Consider the following 16931-nt stretch of genomic DNA (forward strand, 5'->3'; position numbering starts at 1 on the left):
CGCGAACCGGCGCCACGGTTTAGTGTTTCTTACCGGCGAAACGCTGACGAATCAGCCGGTACAGGTAATAGAGCACCATCAACACCACAACGCCGGTGGATACGGGATCAAGGTACTGCGAGACCTTCTCGTACTGGGACTCGAGGACGAAACCGGCCAGCGCCAGCAGCGCCGTCCAGATCAGCGAACCCAGCGTCGAATAGATCAGGAACTTAGTCATCGACATGCCGGCGATACCCGCGGGCACCGAAATCAGGGTGCGCACCGCCGGGATCAGGCGACCAAAGAACACCGCCCCCTTACCGTGCCGATCGAACCAGTCGCTGGCCTTGTCGACGTCCTCTGGCGACAGCGTCAGCCAGTGCCCCCAACGTTTGGCCAGCCGTTTCATGCGCTCTTGGCCGAGCTTGGCGCCGGCGTAATACCACGGCAGTGCACCGACCACTGAGCCGGCCGTGCCGACCAGAATCACTCCGATGAAATTCAAATCGCCTCGCGCCGCGACGAAGCCCGCCAACGGCATGATCAGCTCCGAGGGAATCGGCGGGAAGATGTTTTCCAGCAACATCAGCAAGAACACGCCGAGATAGCCAAATGCCGAAACCACTTCCACGATCTTGTCGAACATCGCTTACCTCTGCTGTTGGTTTGAAGCGTCCTGCGCCGAGGGCTCGGGGCGGATGGGCTCTCGCCTGTTTAGTGTCAGCGCAGGCTTACCACGTGCCGCGGTTTCCTCTGCCGGTAACGACGCGTAGTAATCGGCCAGTGCCTGCATCTGCTCCGGCGTGAGCCGCTGCGCGGCGCTGTGCATGATATGGGCGTACTCCGTACCGCCACGCTTACCGGACGTGAACAGCTCCAATTGCAACTTCAGATAGGGCGCGTACTGGCCGGCAATGTTCGGGTACATCGAATTGCGAGGGCTCTCCTTGGGCCCATGGCAATGCACGCAGGACGGGATGCCGCGTTCACGCACGCCGCGCTCGGCCAGCGACCGGCCCTGGGCAAGACTGTCGGGTAGCGGTTCCGGGGCGTCCGTTCGGCTGACAGGCGGCAATTCAGCGTAATGCTGCGCCAGCGCTTTGCGCACGTCCGGCTCCAGGCGCACAGCGATTGGCTGCATGATTCCGCTGTGGCGTTTGCCACTCGCATAGGCCTGCAGCGCACCGAGCAGATATGCCTCGTTCTGCCCGGCCAATCGGGGGAACGCGCCTTCGCCCCGGCCGCCGCCGTCTTCGGCATGACAGCGGCTGCAGTTGGCCAACACCGGACCGAGCGGATCCTGCAGCGGGCGCAGATGATCGGGGGTTACCGGTTTGGCGGGCTGGTCGACTTGCCCACCCAGCGCCAGTTGCCTGTAGCGCTTGGGCGACATGTTCGACATCGCCTGGAGGAATGCCACCAGGGCCCAGACCTCATCGTCCCTCTGCTGCGCGGGCCAGGCCGGCATGGCGGTGAATTTCACGCCATTCTTCACAATCCAGAACAGCTCCTGCGGCTCCCAGTGTTCGATGCGCGGCGGGAGGAATGGCGGCTCGGGCGTCATCTGCTGAACGATCAGCGAGCGCTCCTCACCCGGGGCGCCATGGCAGGCCAGGCAGCTGGTGTGATAGTGCCCGGCGCCCTTGAGCACCAGCGCCGGATCGTCCAGAGGCGGCACCTTGATGCCCATCGACTGCGTGCTCACCGCACGACGCATGGCGTAATGCAGCACCCAGCCGGTTGCCTTCCAATGACCCGAGCTGGCTCCGATCGAGACCAGCCCCAGCGAAACCAGCACAAACGCCCCCGTGCCCGCCAACGCAGCCAGCAGCGCAACGGCCGCTACGACGCGCTTCAATGAGCCTCCGGTTAGCCAACACAGCCAGCGCCGCAAGGGCGCCGAGCATCGCTGAACCATGCGTTTAGCTGACTGAAACGGCATTGCGCTTGTCCTGTAGAAGGCCGAACAGCAGGTACAACCCGCCGATCAAGTAGGCGCTGCCGCCAAAGGCCAGCATGATCACGCCGCCCATTTGCTGGTCCTCCAGTGGGCTCATGCCTGAAAGCGGAGACCCGGTGTGCTCGAACAGCGGCCGGCTCGACATTGCCAGCAGCACGCCGAGCAACGTCATGTGCATCGAGGTCAGCAGCAGACCGGCGATGCCGGCCAAGGCGCGCTGATGGCGCACGCCGCCGAACGCGGCGAGCCACACCAACAGCCCAACGAACAGGTAGCTGCCCTGTTCAAGCAGCTCAGCCGATTGCGAGGTGCGCGCTGCATGGTGCAGCGCCGGCATGTGCCAGGCCCAGACCACGAACAGTTCGATCACCGAAGCCAGGATCGGCGAGAACAGAAAGGGGATGCGATTGGAGACGTCGAACCTGCCGCCTGCGAGTCCAATCGCTAGCAGCGGCGCCGCCACCGCTACCACCATCACATGCATCAGCATATGGCCGACGAACAACCGATCCGCCATGTCCGGTAGCGGACCGAGCCAGACAGCCGCCAGCGTGGCCAGGCCGAGCATCAGCGACAGCGGGCGCCAGATCATGCGCAACTCCTGATGAACACCACGGACAGCGCGACGAAAATCGTTGCCACGAAACTCAGGCCACTGAGCAGCAATGTCGAGAAGCCAAGGAAACGATGGCGATCAGCGGGCGTATCGAAATCATGCGGTGCCGTGGCGTGGCCAAACGAGTGCTTTCGCCAGCCACGCCAGCCGGTCAGGGCGATGCCGGCCAGCGCCAAGGCTGTCAGCACACCGATGGCAAGGCGGATATCGCCCAGTTCGCCACTGCGACCCGCCACCTTCGCGCACCACACCGCCGTCGCCACGTAACACAGCAGAAAGTGCACCGCCCAGATAGTCGGGCTGAAGGTGATTAGCCAGAGCGTGTCACGCACCTGCGGCGGGGCTTCAGGCGCCTGCTGATCGCCGCTGCGTTGCCGTTCGCTCAGGTCTTCACTCATAGCACCTCCGGGAAGCCAGCGATGACGGCGACGGTCACGCCAACGGTGATGAGCATGAAATGCCAGTACAACGCGATGTTGCGGATATCGATGTCGTGCACCGCGGTCATCCGCCCGGCCGCACGGCGCGCCAGGCAATAGAGCTGCATGATCAGGCCGATGGACAGGTGAATCAGGCACCAGAGCACCAGTACCCAGACCGTGGCGGGGTACACGTTAGTGGTCGGGTCCAGCCCACTGAAATGCGGCCCGGCCCATAGCGAGTAGGCGCCACCGAGTGTGCAGATCGCCGCCAGCCCCAGCGCGCCATAGAAACCCGCCGCCTGATCACGGACGTTGCAGCGCCGTGCCAACAGCGTCAGCCACCAGGAGGCGGCAATCAACCCCAGCCCCAATACCGGCCAGAACACACCGGGGCCGGCCGCATCGGCCGGTGGAAAATCCTCGTGAACGGTCCAGAAAAAGAAGTAGCCGAACACCAGGCTGCCGAAGGCGCTCATGTCACCGATCATGGTGATGAACATCGCCCACCAACCTACCGATTTGGCGCCCGACGCATACAGCGGCACCGTTACGTCCAGGCCGATGTCCTTTTTCGGCTTCTCCGGGATCACCGCCGTGCCGGTCCACAGCCAGATGAGGATGGTGACCAGCGCGAGGCCGCCACTGACCAGCGCTGCGACGTACCAGCTGTAGGTCGCGAAGATGAACAGGCCACCCGTAAAGATGGCCGCCCACATGCTGAGGAAGGTCGGGCCCGGCACGCGCAGGCACTGGATCGGTTCGGCATCGATGATGCTGCTGATCAGGGTTTCGCGCTTGCCCTCCTCGGCATCCGGCAGGTAGAAGCGACCAGCATCGACGTCGCGCATCAGGTTGGGCTGATCCCACAGCGGGTAGCGGCTCTTGATGATCGGGATCGAGCGCGCACCCCACGGCATGCCAGGCATTTCCGCCAGCCATTCGAGTGTGCCGGCGTTCCACGGATTGCGCTTGCTGTAGGGCTGGTTGCCCTTGGGCCGCATGACATCCCAGACCAGCACCGCGACGCCGGTGGCGAGAATGAAGGCGCCCACGGTCGACACCATATTCAGAACGTCAAAGCCCATGTCCGGCGCGTAGGTGTAGACGCGTCGCGGCATCCCCAGCAACCCGGTGAAGTGCATCGGCAGAAAAGCGATGTTGAAGCCGATGAACATTAGCCAGAAGGCGATCCGACCCAGACGATCAGACAGCGTCTTGCTGCGCGCGAGGGGAAAGAAGTAATACAGGCCGGCGATCACTGGGAACAGCATGCCGCCGATTAGCACGTAGTGCAGGTGCGCGACGATGAAGTAAGTGTCGTGCGCCTGGAAGTCGAACGGTGCCAGCGCCACCATCACCCCGGTCAAGCCGCCGAGCACGAAGATCGCCAACGCACCGGCGACGAACAGCATCGGTACCGATTTGACGAAGCGTCCCGCCAGCGCCGTTGCCAGGAAGCAGAAGATTTGCACGCCGGTAGGAATCGCCACCGCCTCGGACGCAGCCGAGAAGAAGGCCAGCGAGATCGCCGGCATCCCGGTGGTGAACATGTGGTGGACCCACAGCCCGAAACTGATGAACCCGGTGCCCACCGCGGCCAGCACGATGAAGCTGTAACCCACGATGGGCCGACCCGCGGCGGTGGGCACGATGGTCGCCACCAGCGCCACGGCCGGCAGAAAGATGATGTAGACCTCGGGGTGGCCGAAGATCCAGAACAGGTGCTGCCACAAAAGTGGATCGCCGCCGCGGGTGTGGTCGAAGAACGGCCAGTCGAAGGCGCGTTCCAGCTCGAACAGGAGGTCGCCCGCGATCAGCGGCGGGAAGGCGAAGAGGATCATTCCGGCCACGACCAGGATGTACCAGGAATACAGCGGGATCAGGTTGATGCGCATGCCCGGCGGCCGGGTCTTCAGCACGCCGACGATCAGCTCCACGGCGGCGGCGATCGACGACACTTCGATGAATGACAGCCCGAGCAGCCAGATGTCCGCGCCGAGGCCGTCCTGATACGTGGTGGTGAGCGGCGGGTACATGAACCAGCCACCCTGCGGCGCAACGCCGAAAAAGATCGAACCGCAGACGAACACGCCACCAATGATGAAACACCAGAAGCCGTAGGCGGACAGCCGCGGGAATGGCAGGTCCCGCGCGCCGAGCATCTGCGGCAGGATCAGGATCGAAAAGGCTTCGAAAATCGGCACGCCGAACAGGAACATCATCACCGAGCCGTGCAGGGTGAACACCTGGTTGTAGGTTTCGGCGGACAGCAGATCGTTGTTCGGCACGGCCAGCTGCGCACGGATCAGCATCGCCAGCACACCGGCAAAAAGGAAAAACAGGAAGGACACGCCGGTGTACCAGAGCCCGACCTCGGTGTTGTTTACCGCCGACCAGTAGCGCCAGCCGGTGGGCGTCTTCCAGGCGGCGGCGAGGCGTTCGGCCTGGGCCTTGGCACGGGCCTCGTCCTGCGGGTCGCGGTATGCAATCGGCTCGCTCATTTCAGGCCCTTCAGGTAATGCGCCATGGCGTTCAGCTGTGCCTCGGACAGCATGCCGAAGGCAGGCATTCTCACGTCCGGCTTGATCTCACTGCTGTGGCCGATCCAGCGTCGGAAGGCGTCGACATCGGCTGGCAGCGTGCCAGCGGCCAGGGTCAGGCGGCTGCCGACGTGGGTCAGGTCGGGCCCGACCGTGCCGTCTGCTTCGGTGCCGCGCACCTGATGACAGGCACCGCAGCCATTGGCGAGAAAGGCCTGCTGGCCCGCCTGCTGCAGTTCCGTTTCCGGTTGCTGCGCGGGCTTGGCCTGCTCGGCAAGCCATTGATCGAAGGCGTCTCGCGTCATCACCACCACGGCGAAATTCATCAGCGCATGGGAAGTGCCGCAGTATTCGGCGCAGGCGCCACGGAAGGTGCCGGTCTCGGTCGGCTCCAGCATCAGCTCATTGGTGCGCCCGGGAATCATGTCGACCTTGCCGCCCAGCGACGGGATCCAGAACGAATGGATCACGTCCGGGCTGGTCAGGCTGAAGGCCACCCGCTCGCCCACCGGCAGTCTTATTTCGTTCGCCAGCTCGACGACCGCCCCCGCCTCGGTCTGGTAGCTCACGCGCCACCACCATTGCTCGCCGGAAACGTCCACGCGCAGATCGATATCCGTCGTCGAACGGAGCGGCGGCATCAGCATCAGCCCATACGTCAGCAGCCCGGTCAGCACCACGACCGGGAAGATGATGCCGCCGCCGAGAATCAGCCAGCGCGCGCTGCGAATGCCATGCGCCTCCGGGTGCGCCTGGGTCGCGTAGAGCGCGATGCCCATCACCACGGCCCAGATCAGCAGCCCGCCGCCGCACATCCACCAGAACAGCTCGGCGATGCTCTGCGCGCCGGTGCCGGCAGGGTTCAAAGCCGATTGCTGGCCGTCGCACCCTGACAGCAACACGAGCAGCAGCAGGCCGAAGCCATGCGCTCGACGGCGTGCCGGGCTGAGGTCAAAGGTTCGGGTGGGCCACATAGTCCGCCTCGCTGGGGGTCACGTTCTGTGACACTCCCAAGGCCGGAAAAGTTGGATAACTCGCCAATCCGTGGCCAGCGGACCCTCTGCCCGCTGCGCTTGTCCCAACAAGGAAGGCAACGATTCGGAGTACGCATGGAGACAGACAGACGCCATCGACGCTACCTGCTAACGCTGGTTGGCGTGTTCCTGCTGATCTGGGGCGCGCTGGCGATCAACCCCCTCAACCGTCATGACTGGTTGCTCGAAAACCTGCTGGTGCTGGGCCTGGCCGCCGCATTGTTGCTGGGCCACAAACATTACGTGCCGTCGCGCAGTGCGGGCACGTTAATTTTTCTTTATCTGTGCATTCACCAGCTCGGTGCCCACTACACGTACGCCAATGTGCCTTACGACGATTGGTGGCAGGCGCTGACCGGTGAGAGTCTGAATGAGCAGATGGGATGGGACCGCAATCAGTTCGACCGCCTGGCGCATTTCAGCTATGGCCTGCTGCTGGCGTTCCCGATACGCGAGGTGTTGATTCGTCTCGGCCTGCGTCCCGGGATCTGGAGCCTGGTGCTGCCCGTGGACATCGTGCTCTCTACCTCGGCGGTCTACGAGCTGATCGAATGGCTAGGGGCGGAAATGCTCGACGGCGGGCTGGGGCGGACGTTTTTGGCGACCCAGAATGATCGCTGGGACCCGCAGAAAGACATGGCACTGGCCACCGTTGGCGCGATTATCGCCATGCTCGTGACGGCCTTTGCCGTTCGCCCACGTCGTGACCTCTAGTGAAAAGGTACTGGAAGGGCCCGCTGAAGCGCCGCGTGGCCACCACGCTTCACGGCCGCGCTGTGCTGCCCAAACGCCCGTTCTCATCGGCTGTTTCTGGTGTGGTAGTGATCCCGATGCGCCGTAGATACCAGAGGTATGCCAGGTGCGAGCAACCCCAGCCAAGGAACACGCCGAGGGTGTTGGCGAGCATGTCGCCCAGCGACGCCTGCCGGTTAGGCAGCAGGCTCTGACCGATCTCGATCAGCAGCGCGGCGCCAAGGCTCGCCGCAATGGTCCAGAAAGCGCGCCACTGCGGGAAGGCCAACCGCAAGGTGAAGGTCAATGCGGCAAACCCCAGCATGTGGTGCAGCTTGTCTTGCTGGTCGAACACCTGCGGCACCGGCTCGGGCCGCAATCCGCTGAACAGGATGACCGCGAAAACCACGAGGAATGGCAGCGCACGCAAGTAATTCATAGGCAAACGGAGACTCTCGCAGCGGTCGAAGAAAGAAGGGTGGGCAGGGCCCGAACGGGCTGAATATATAAGGAGCGTCGGTAACCGGCGGCGTAAGATAGCAGCCCCCGTGACGCGCAGCGTACCGACCATGTTGTCTGGCTCGCCCGCTATGGAGCCTGATCACCGTCGATAGTTCGCGGCGGTCTGTAACAAATTGCCCGGCGGTCGACGCGCCGCACAATTCAATCAACGCTTCAGCCGGCTAAACCGAACCTCGATCACAGGGTCCGAGCTGTTAGGATCGAAAAAAGCTGCGGCGCCGGTGATTGCCGTCAGCCAACTGCACCATGGGAATCGAATTTGACACACCCCACCTCGCCGCCCGGCAGTCTGCAGCGGCAATCGAACACTGACGCTCAGGCCGCTACCCTTGCGGCCGGCGGCGACTGGACGCTCAAGCATTACGCCGCGCTTCGCCGTGAAGTCGAGCGCACCCGTCGCCAGGTCGCCGAAACCGATCGCGTCGAACTCGAGGCCATCGGCGAACTGGACACCGCGGGCGCCGGCTTGCTGGTCGAGTTGCTCGGGCCGGCACGGGTGGCCGAGGTTGAGGTGTGGGCACCGCAGCTTGCCCCGGAGCGACTGGCACTGCTGAAAACCGTCGCGGCCTCGCTGAACAAACCCGAAGCCGAGCAGGCGCCCGATACCAATGGCCTGGCCGACGTCCTGGCGCACGTGGGCCGCACGGTTTCCGGCGTCTGGAACCAGCAACGGACGCTGCTTGGCTTCATCGGGCTGACGTTGCAGACGCTGTTTACGGTCATGCTCAACCCACGGCGCTGGCGGATCACCTCCCTGGTTTCGCATATCGAGCAGACCGGGCTGGACGCGATCCCCATCGTCGCCCTGCTGACCTTTCTGGTGGGTGCGGTCGTGGCCTTTCTCGGCGCCACGGTGCTGGCCGACTTCGGTGCCACGATCTACACCGTCAACCTCGTGGCCTTTTCGTTTCTACGCGAGTTCGGTGTGCTGCTGGCCGCTATCTTGCTCGCCGGCCGCACCGCCAGTGCGTTCGCGGCGCAAATCGGCGCGATGAAGTCCAACGAGGAAATCGACGCCATCCGCACCCTCGGCCTCAGCCCGATTGAGCTGCTGGTGCTGCCGCGCGTTCTCGCGATGCTGATCACGCTGCCGATCCTGACCTTTATCGGCATCCTCAGCGGTATCGTCGGCGGGCTGGTGGTGTGCTCGCTGGCGCTGGATATCTCGCCGGCGATGTTCTTCACCATCCTGCAGCGCGACATACCGCTCAATCACTTTCTGGTCGGGATCGGCAAAGCGCCCGTCTTTGCCTTCCTGATCGCCGTGATCGGCTGTCTGGAAGGCTTCAAGGCCAGCGGCAGCGCGCAATCGGTGGGCGAGCACACCACGTCCAGCGTGGTGCAGTCGATCTTCATGGTGATCCTGCTCGATGCGATCGCCGCGCTGTTCTTTATGGAGATGGGCTGGTGAGGACGAATGAACCCGTGATCCAGGTCAGCGGCCTGGTCAACCGCTTCGGCAAACAGGCGGTACACGTCAACCTGGACCTGGATATTCGTCGCGGCGAGATTCTCGGCGTGGTGGGCGGCTCCGGCACCGGCAAGTCGGTGTTGCTGCGCAGCATCGTCGGCCTGCGCCGTCCGAATGCCGGCAGCGTGAAGGTATTCGGCGAGAACCTGCTGAAGCTCTCGACCCAGCGCCGTTCGGAAGTGGAGCGGCGTTTCGGCGTGCTTTTCCAGCGCGGCGCCCTGTTCACCTCGTTGAACCTGCAGGAGAACGTCGCCCTGCCGTTGATCGAGCATGCCGACCTCAAACGCGCCGATGCCGAGCACCTCGCGCGGCAGAAACTGGCACTGGCCGGCCTGCCACCGGAAGCCGCCTGCAAGTTTCCTGACGAGTTGTCCGGCGGCATGGTCAAGCGTGCGGCGCTGGCCCGCGCGCTGGCGCTGGACCCAGAAGTGCTGTTTCTCGACGAGCCCACCGCCGGCCTCGACCCCATCGGCGCGGCGGCCTTCGACCAGTTGATCCTGACCCTGCGTGACGCGCTGGGTTTCAGCGTGTTTCTGGTGACCCATGACCTCGACACGCTCTACACCATCTGCGATCGCGTCGCGGTGCTGGCACAGAAGCGCGTACTGGTCGTCGACACCCTCGAAGCCGTCGCCGCCACCGACGATGAGTGGATTCGCGAATATTTTCACGGCCCGCGTGGCCGCGCTGCGCACAATGCGGCGCTTATGTTGGAGACACCCTGATCATGGAAACCCGCGCCCATCATGTATTGATCGGACTTTTTACCGTGGCAGCCGTCGGCTGCGCCCTGCTCTTCGCGCTGTGGCTGGGCAAATCCAGCATGGACCGGGAATACAGCTACTACGACATCGGCTTCAGCCAGGCCGTAAGTGGCCTGTCCAGCGGCAGCTCGGTGGAATACAGCGGCATCAAGGTGGGCGATGTGACCGAGCTGTGGCTGGAGCCGGATGACCCACGCAAGGTGCGCGCACGCATCCGCGTCTACGGCGGCACGCCGATCAAGACCGACACCCAGGCGCGGCTGGCGCTGGCCAACATCACCGGCAGCATGGTCATCCAGCTGCACGGCGGTACACCCGACGCGCCACGGCTCGAGGGCGAGCGCGATGACCCGCCACTGATCATCGCTGATCCGTCATCGCTCAGTGCGCTGCTGGAAAACGGCGAGGACCTGATGAGCAACATCAACAATCTGCTGCTCAGCGCCAACCAGATCTTCTCCGAGGAGAACACCAGTCGGCTGAGCCGCACACTTGAGCATCTGGAGCAGGCCACCAGTGTGCTCTCCGACCACCGTGGCGATCTGGCGCAGACGCTGCAGCAGTTCAATCAGCTGAGCCAGCAGGCCAACACGGTGATGGGTGAACTGTCGAGCCTGGCGCGCAACGCCAACGGCCTCTTGGATGATCAGGGCCGTAGCGTGCTGACCAGCGCAGCGCAGTCGATGGACACGCTGGACCAAGCCACGGCTCGGCTGGACAAGCTGCTTGAGGAAAACGAAGGCGCGCTGAACAACGGCATGCAGGGCTTCAACGAGCTCGGCCCGGCCATCAACGAGCTGCGCACTACCCTTGGCGCGCTGCGCCGCGTGACTCAGCGCCTGGAAGACAACCCGAGCGGCTTTCTGCTCGGCCGCGACAAACTGCAGGAGTTCAACCCATGAACCTTCGCCACTCCCTGTCCCGCCTCGCACTGCTCGGGCTGTTCGCGACGCTCGCGGCGTGTTCGATCCTGCCGGAGTCCGAGACCCTTCGTATCTACCTGCTGCCCACGACGCCCACGCCGCAGCAGGCCAGTACACCCGCGCTCCAGCATGCACTGCGCATCAATACACCCCAGGCCAGCCGCATCCTTTCGAGCCAGCGCATCGCCGTGGTGCCGCAGGGCAACCAGATCAGCGCCTATCAAGGCGCGCGCTGGAGCGACGCCGCGCCGGTGCTGCTGCGTGATCGCCTGATTGAAGCCTTTCAGCGCGACGGCCGAATGCCGTCGGTGAGCAACGAGGACGTCAACCTCTACGCTGACCTCAGCCTGCACAGCGACCTGCGCGCCTTCCAGACGGTGTATGTCGACGACAAGCCAGTCGTGGTCATCACGCTCGACGCGCGCCTGGTCAACCGCAACGACCAGCACACCCTGGCCAACCACCGCTTCGAGGTGCGCCAACCAAGCACTGGCACTGGCGTCGAGCAGGTAGTGGAGGCTTTTGGCCAGGCCAGCGATCGCCTCAGCGCTGAGGTTCTTGAGTGGACGCTCGGCCACGCACGTAAATTGCCGTAACCCAACATAACGGCAGCTAATCGCACCGGTATTGATCCAGATACACACAAAGTGCGTGTTAGAGCGCCTAACATGGCTCCGGACTTCACAACAGCCGGAGCAGATTCATGAGTCAGCCACGCACCCGAGCCGCGCTCAAGGCCCTTGCGTTCGTAGTCGTCATCGCTGTCATCGGCGTCCTGCTCTGGAACGAGTTGCGTCCGAGCGGGCTGGGCGACGGCTTTGCCAGCGGTAACGGGCGTATCGAAGCGACCGAAATCGACGTTGCGACCAAAAGTCCCGGCCGCGTGCTGGAAATCCTCGTGGATGAAGGCGATTTCGTTCAGCCCGGCCAAGTGCTGGCGCGCATGGACACCGAAGTGCTGCAGGCTCAACTGAACCAAGCACGTGCCCAGGTCCGTCAGGGCGAGAACGCGATCCTGACGGCCCAGGCCATGGTCGCCCAGCGCGAAAGTGAACGCGCCACAGCCGAGGCCGTGGTGACCCAGCGCCGTGCAGAGCTCACCGCCACGCAGAAGCGCCATCAGCGCACCGAAACCCTGGTGGCGCGCAATGCCATGGCACGTCAGCAACTCGACGATGATCTGGCTGCGATGCAAAGCGCTCAGGCCGCCTTGGCCGCGGCGCGCTCTCAAGTGATTTCTGCCGATGCCGGAATCGCCGCGGCCAAATCCCAGGTGATCGAGGCTCAATCCTCGGTCGAGGCCGCTCAGGCTGGCGTCGAACGGCTGCAGGCCGATATCCGCGACAGCGAGTTGAAAAGCGACCGCGTCGCCCGCGTGCAATACCGAGTGGCGCAAGCGGGGGAAGTGCTCGGGGCGGGCGGCAAGCTGCTCAACCTGGTTGACCTGGCCGATGTGTACATGACGTTCTTTCTGCCGGAGCGCCAGGCAGGTCGGGTCGCCATTGGCTCCGAAGTACGCTTGGTGATCGACGCCGCGCCGCAGTACGTGATTCCGGCGCGGGTCAGCTACGTCGCCAGCGTTGCGCAGTTCACGCCCAAGACCGTGGAAACCGAAAGCGAGCGCGAGAAGCTGATGTTCCGGGTCAAGGCAAGGATCGATCCCGAGTTGCTCAAGCGCCATATGGAGCAGGTCAAGACCGGTTTGCCGGGCGTCGCGTACCTGAAGCTGGACGCTGACGCCGAGTGGCCTGCCCACCTGCAAATCAACGTCACGCCATGATCGAGCAGCCAGATGCGGTGGTGCAGGTTGATGGAGTCAGCCTGCAGTACGGCAAGACGCACGCGCTCGACGAGCTGACGCTGACCCTGCCCGCTCGGTGCATGGTCGGGCTGATCGGCCCCGATGGGGTGGGCAAATCCAGCCTGCTGGCACTGATATCCGGCGCACGCAAGCTGCAGCGGGGCACGATAGCGGTGCTCGGCGGCGACATCGGTAACGCCGCCCATCGCCGCAAGGTGTGCCCGCGCATCGCCTACATGCCTCAGGGTCTGGGCAAGAATCTCTACCCGACGTTGACGGTTTTCGAGAATCTCGAGTTCTTTGGCCGCCTCTTCGGCCAAGACGCTGAGGAACGTCACTGGCGTATCGCCGAGCTGACCCGCAGTACCGGGCTGGCCTCCTTTATCGAGCGACCAGCCGGAAAGCTTTCCGGCGGCATGAAACAGAAACTGGGGTTGTGCTGCGCCCTGATCCACGACCCCGATCTGCTGATCCTCGACGAGCCCACCACCGGCGTCGATCCGTTATCGCGCGCGCAATTCTGGGAGCTGATCGAGCGCATCCGCCGCGACCGACCGCAGATGAGCGTGCTGGTCGCCACCGCCTACATGGATGAGGCGCAGCGTTTCGATCACCTGGTGGCGATGGACGCCGGCAAGGTGCTGGCTACCGGCAGCCCGGCAGAACTCCTGTCTCGTACCAGCAGCGACTCGCTGGAACAGGCTTTCATTCGCCTGCTGCCGGAAGACAAGCGCAGCCAGCACCACGAACTGGTCATCCCGCCGCAGCCGCAAAGCGACAGCATCGCCATCGAAGCCCATGGCTTGACCATGCGTTTCGGCGATTTCGTTGCGGTGGATCAGGTGAACTTTCGCATCCCGCGCGGCGAGATCTTCGGCTTTCTCGGCTCCAACGGCTGCGGCAAGACCACCACCATGAAGATGCTCACCGGACTGCTGCCAGCCAGCGAGGGCGAGGCGCTGCTGTTCGGCAAACCAGTGGACCCACACGACATGCAGACCCGCCAGCGCGTCGGCTACATGTCACAGGGGTTCTCGCTGTACAGCGAACTGACGGTGCGGCAGAACCTCGACCTGCATGCTCGGCTGTTCCACCTGCCGGCAGACCGCCGCGAACCACGCGTGCGAGAAATGCTCGAGCGCTTCAGCCTCACCGATGAGGCCGACAGCCTGCCTGGCAACCTGCCGCTGGGCGTGCGGCAGCGCCTGTCGCTGGCGGTGGCCGTGATTCACAACCCGGAAATTCTCATCCTCGACGAACCGACATCAGGCGTCGATCCGATCGCCCGCGATGGGTTCTGGGCGCTGCTGGTGCAGCTCTCGCGCGAAGACGGCGTCACGATCTTCATTTCCACCCACTTCATGAACGAAGCGCTGCGCTGCGACCGTATCTCGCTGATGCATGCCGGCCGCGTACTCGACAGCGATACGCCCCAGGCACTGATGGAAAAGCGCGGACTGCCTACGCTGGAAGCGACCTTCATTGCCTATCTCGAAGAGGCCGCTGCGGCGAACGCAAGCGGCCCCTCACCCGGCACGCCGGGACCAGGCCGCGCCCCTGAGCGGCCCGCGGCCAGCACACGACAGGCCCGCTTCAGCCTGCGCCGGCTGTTAAGCTATTCCCGCCGCGAGGCCATGGAGCTGCGCCGCGACCCGATCCGCGCCACGCTGGCGATGCTCGGCAGTGTGATCCTGATGTTCATCATGGGATACGGCGTCAGCTTCGATGTCGAGAATCTCAGCTACGCCGTCCTCGATGGCGATCAGACCACCACCAGCCAGCACTACCTGATGAACATCGCTGGCTCCCGCTATTTCGAAGAGAAACGGCCACTCGCCAGCCACGCTGAACTCGACGCGCGCATGCGCAGCGGCGATATCAGCCTGGCGGTAGAAATTCCGCCAAATTTCGGCCGCGACCTCAAACGCGGCGCGGTCCCGCAGATCGCGTTCTGGATCGATGGCGCCATGCCCATGCGCGCCGACACCATCAAGGGCTATGTGCAGGGTATTCATCTGACTTACCTGCAGCAACTGGCCCGTGAATCGGGTGTGAGCGGACAGCTTTCGCCAGCCGATGTAGCCATCCGCTACCGCTACAACCCCGACGTGCAGAGTCTGCCGGCGATGGCTCCGGCAATGATTCCGCTGTTGCTGATGATGATTCCGGCGATGCTGACCGCACTTGGCGTGGTACGGGAAAAGGAGCTGGGGTCGATCACCAACTTCTACGTCACGCCGACCACTCGCCTGGAGTTCCTGCTCGGCAAGCAGTTGCCCTACATCGCGCTGGGCATGTTCAACTTCGCAACGCTGGCGCTGCTGGCCGTATTCGTCTTCGGCATTCCGATCAAGGGCAGCATTCTTACCCTCTGCCTCGGTGCGTTGCTTTACGTTGCCTGCGCCACGGGGCTCGGGCTGCTGATGTCGTCGATCCTCAACAGCCAGATCGCCGCGATCTTCGGCACCACCATCGTCACCCTGCTGCCGGCCATCCAGTTTTCCGGACTGATCCACCCGGCCTCCGCGATGGAGGGGTTCGGCGCCTTTATCGGCCAGCTCTATCCGACCACCCATTTTCTGATCATCAGCCGCGGGGTGTTCTCCAAGGCGCTTGGGCTGGCGGAGCTGTATCCCTATTTCATCCCCATGCTGCTGGCCATTCCGCTGCTGACGCTGCTCAGCATCGCCGGCTTGCGTAAGCAGGAGAAGTGAAATGGGACCTACCCGGCGATCACTCAGCAACATCTTGCAGCTCGGTCTCAAGGAGCTGCGCAGCCTCTATCGTGACCCGGCGATGCTGGTGCTGATTCTCTATTCGTTCACCCTGGCCATCTACGAAGGCGCGACCGCCGTGCCCGAAGCGCCGCACCGCGCCAGCATCGCGGTCGTCGACGAGGACCGCTCGCAGGCCTCGTTACGCATCATCAACGCGTTTCAGCTGCCCTATTTCATCGAGCCGAAAGCCATCAACCTTCAGCAAATGGACAGCGGCATGGACGACGGCCTGTATACCTTCACCCTGAACATTCCGCCGCGATTCCAGGAAGACCTGCTGGCAGGCCGCCAACCGACAATCCAGCTGAACGTGGATGCCACCCAGGTCAGCCAGGCGTTCACCGGTGCAGGCCACATCCAGCAGATCATTGCGAGCGAGACCGCCGAATTCATCAAGCGCTACCGCTCGGGCGATGCCTTGCCCGTCGAGGCGGTTGTGCGCACGGCTTTCAATCCCAACCTCAGTCGCGCTTGGTTCGGCGCCGTGAACGAAGTCATCAACCAGATCACCATGCTGGCGATCATCCTTACTGGCGCGGCGCTGATCCGCGAGCGCGAACACGGGACCATCGAGCACCTGCTGGTGATGCCGGTGACGCCGTTCGAGATCATGGTCAGCAAGGTCTGGGCGATGGGTCTGGTCGTGCTGACGGCCGCAGCCTTCGCCTTGCGCTTCGTGGTCGAAGGCTGGCTCGACATTCCGGTCCAGGGTTCGCTACTGCTGTTTGCCGGCGCGGCCGCACTGCATTTGTTCGCAGCGACATCCATGGGGATTTTCTTCGGGACGGTGGCGCGTTCCATGCCGCAGCTGGGGCTACTGGTGATCCTTACGTTGATTCCGTTGCAGATCCTCTCGGGCGGCGTGACCCCGCGCGAAAGCATGCCGGAGCTGGTGCAGACCATCATGCTGGTGGCGCCGACCACGCATTTCGTCGAGCTGGCGCAGGCCGTGCTGTTCCGCGGCGCCGGCGCGTCGGTCATCTGGCCACAGCTCTTGGCGCTGTCGGCCATTGGCGCGGTGTTCTTTCTCGGGGCGTTGTCTCGGCTGCGGACGTCACTACGTTAGCCGGCGTTTGCCGCTCGCGACGCGAGCTAATCGATTAGGCGGTCGTCTGCGCCAACCGCCGAGCCCGCGTCAGTGCAGACGGATACGTTCGTCGGCAGTTCTGACGCTGAGCGGATCTCCGCCATTCGCGACACCATCCGCCGGCTGGCGATCCGTACCGCCGGGTCGTCGCTGGCCATGAGTTCGAGGGCGAATGCAGTCAATGCTTCGGAGAGTTGGGCGAGGCTGTGCACGGAGCGGCTCAGCTGATCGGCGAGCAGGTTGTTTCGGTTATGCATTCCATTGCTACCGGTGATAATGGCCACGCGATATTACGTTATC

The 16931-nt window shown here is 63.7% G+C and carries 16 protein-coding genes; 8 read left to right on the forward strand and 8 right to left on the reverse strand.

The features are described 5' to 3' along the window. Positions 1-19: 19 nt before the first annotated feature. The 6 genes from K4O48_RS19635 to coxB form a co-directional block, all read right to left on the reverse strand. A complete protein-coding gene (locus tag K4O48_RS19635) occupies positions 20-628 on the reverse strand; it encodes a DedA family protein (protein ID WP_222910042.1) in 609 nt (202 codons plus the stop codon). Positions 629-631: 3 nt separating this feature from the next. Further along, on the reverse strand, positions 632-1840 hold the full coding sequence (locus tag K4O48_RS19640) for a c-type cytochrome (protein ID WP_222910043.1): 1209 nt from the start codon (positions 1838-1840) through the stop codon (positions 632-634). A gap of 64 nt (positions 1841-1904) precedes the next feature. Beyond that, complete coding sequence (locus K4O48_RS19645; RefSeq protein WP_222910044.1) at positions 1905-2534, reverse strand: cytochrome c oxidase assembly protein; 630 nt, start codon at positions 2532-2534, stop codon at positions 1905-1907. Continuing rightward, positions 2531-2956: a hypothetical protein gene (locus K4O48_RS19650; RefSeq protein WP_222910045.1), complete on the reverse strand. Its 426-nt coding sequence runs from the start codon at positions 2954-2956 to the stop codon at positions 2531-2533. The genes K4O48_RS19645 and K4O48_RS19650 overlap by 4 nt, the downstream gene beginning before the upstream one ends. Beyond that, on the reverse strand, positions 2953-5481 hold the full coding sequence (gene ctaD, locus K4O48_RS19655) for a cytochrome c oxidase subunit I (RefSeq protein WP_222910046.1): 2529 nt from the start codon (positions 5479-5481) through the stop codon (positions 2953-2955). Before ctaD ends, K4O48_RS19650 begins: the two co-directional genes overlap by 4 nt. After that, positions 5478-6386 (reverse strand): cytochrome c oxidase subunit II, encoded by a 909-nt coding sequence (gene coxB / locus K4O48_RS19660; protein WP_260523674.1) that lies wholly within the window; start codon positions 6384-6386, stop codon positions 5478-5480. The genes ctaD and coxB overlap by 4 nt, the downstream gene beginning before the upstream one ends. Positions 6387-6629: 243 nt before the next feature. On the opposite strand from coxB, the gene K4O48_RS19665 reads away from it, so the two are divergent. Then, positions 6630-7268 carry a DUF2238 domain-containing protein gene (locus tag K4O48_RS19665; protein WP_222910049.1) on the forward strand — a complete coding sequence of 213 codons (639 nt, stop codon included), beginning with the start codon at positions 6630-6632 and terminating at the stop codon, positions 7266-7268. A 49-nt stretch (positions 7269-7317) separates the two neighbouring features. Here the strand turns inward: K4O48_RS19665 and K4O48_RS19670 are convergent, their stop codons facing one another. After that, positions 7318-7725: a VanZ family protein gene (locus K4O48_RS19670; RefSeq protein WP_222910050.1), complete on the reverse strand. Its 408-nt coding sequence runs from the start codon at positions 7723-7725 to the stop codon at positions 7318-7320. A gap of 372 nt (positions 7726-8097) precedes the next feature. Between K4O48_RS19670 and K4O48_RS19675 the strand changes: the two genes are divergently transcribed. The 7 genes from K4O48_RS19675 to K4O48_RS19705 all read left to right on the forward strand — a co-directional run bounded on the left by K4O48_RS19675 (position 8098) and on the right by K4O48_RS19705 (position 16610). After that, entirely contained in the window at positions 8098-9219 is a 1122-nt protein-coding gene (locus K4O48_RS19675; protein ID WP_222912177.1) for an MlaE family ABC transporter permease, read from the forward strand. Further along, complete coding sequence (locus tag K4O48_RS19680; RefSeq protein ID WP_222910051.1) at positions 9216-10004, forward strand: ABC transporter ATP-binding protein; 789 nt, start codon at positions 9216-9218, stop codon at positions 10002-10004. Before K4O48_RS19675 ends, K4O48_RS19680 begins: the two co-directional genes overlap by 4 nt. Positions 10005-10006: 2 nt before the next feature. Beyond that, positions 10007-10945 carry an MlaD family protein gene (locus K4O48_RS19685; RefSeq protein ID WP_222910053.1) on the forward strand — a complete coding sequence of 313 codons (939 nt, stop codon included), beginning with the start codon at positions 10007-10009 and terminating at the stop codon, positions 10943-10945. After that, entirely contained in the window at positions 10942-11562 is a 621-nt protein-coding gene (locus K4O48_RS19690) for an ABC-type transport auxiliary lipoprotein family protein (protein WP_222910054.1), read from the forward strand. The genes K4O48_RS19685 and K4O48_RS19690 overlap by 4 nt, the downstream gene beginning before the upstream one ends. Before the next feature lie 107 nt (positions 11563-11669). Then, the gene (locus K4O48_RS19695) at positions 11670-12746 is read left to right on the forward strand and encodes an HlyD family secretion protein (RefSeq protein ID WP_222910055.1); all 1077 of its coding nucleotides are present in this window, start codon (positions 11670-11672) and stop codon (positions 12744-12746) included. Beyond that, positions 12743-15481, forward strand: a complete 2739-nt coding sequence (rbbA, locus tag K4O48_RS19700) for a ribosome-associated ATPase/putative transporter RbbA (RefSeq protein ID WP_222910056.1) — start codon at positions 12743-12745, stop codon at positions 15479-15481. Before K4O48_RS19695 ends, rbbA begins: the two co-directional genes overlap by 4 nt. A gap of 1 nt (position 15482) precedes the next feature. Beyond that, positions 15483-16610, forward strand: a complete 1128-nt coding sequence (locus tag K4O48_RS19705; protein ID WP_222910057.1) for an ABC transporter permease — start codon at positions 15483-15485, stop codon at positions 16608-16610. Between the two features lie 26 nt (positions 16611-16636). Here K4O48_RS19705 and K4O48_RS19710 read toward each other — a convergent pair whose 3' ends face one another. Continuing rightward, positions 16637-16888, reverse strand: coding sequence for a hypothetical protein (locus K4O48_RS19710; protein ID WP_222910058.1), 252 nt, complete (start codon positions 16886-16888; stop codon positions 16637-16639). Positions 16889-16931 lie beyond the last annotated feature (43 nt).

This window comes from Pseudomonas sp. DNDY-54, assembly GCF_019880365.1.
GTDB classification, from domain to species: Bacteria; Pseudomonadota; Gammaproteobacteria; order Pseudomonadales; family Pseudomonadaceae; genus Stutzerimonas; species Stutzerimonas stutzeri_P.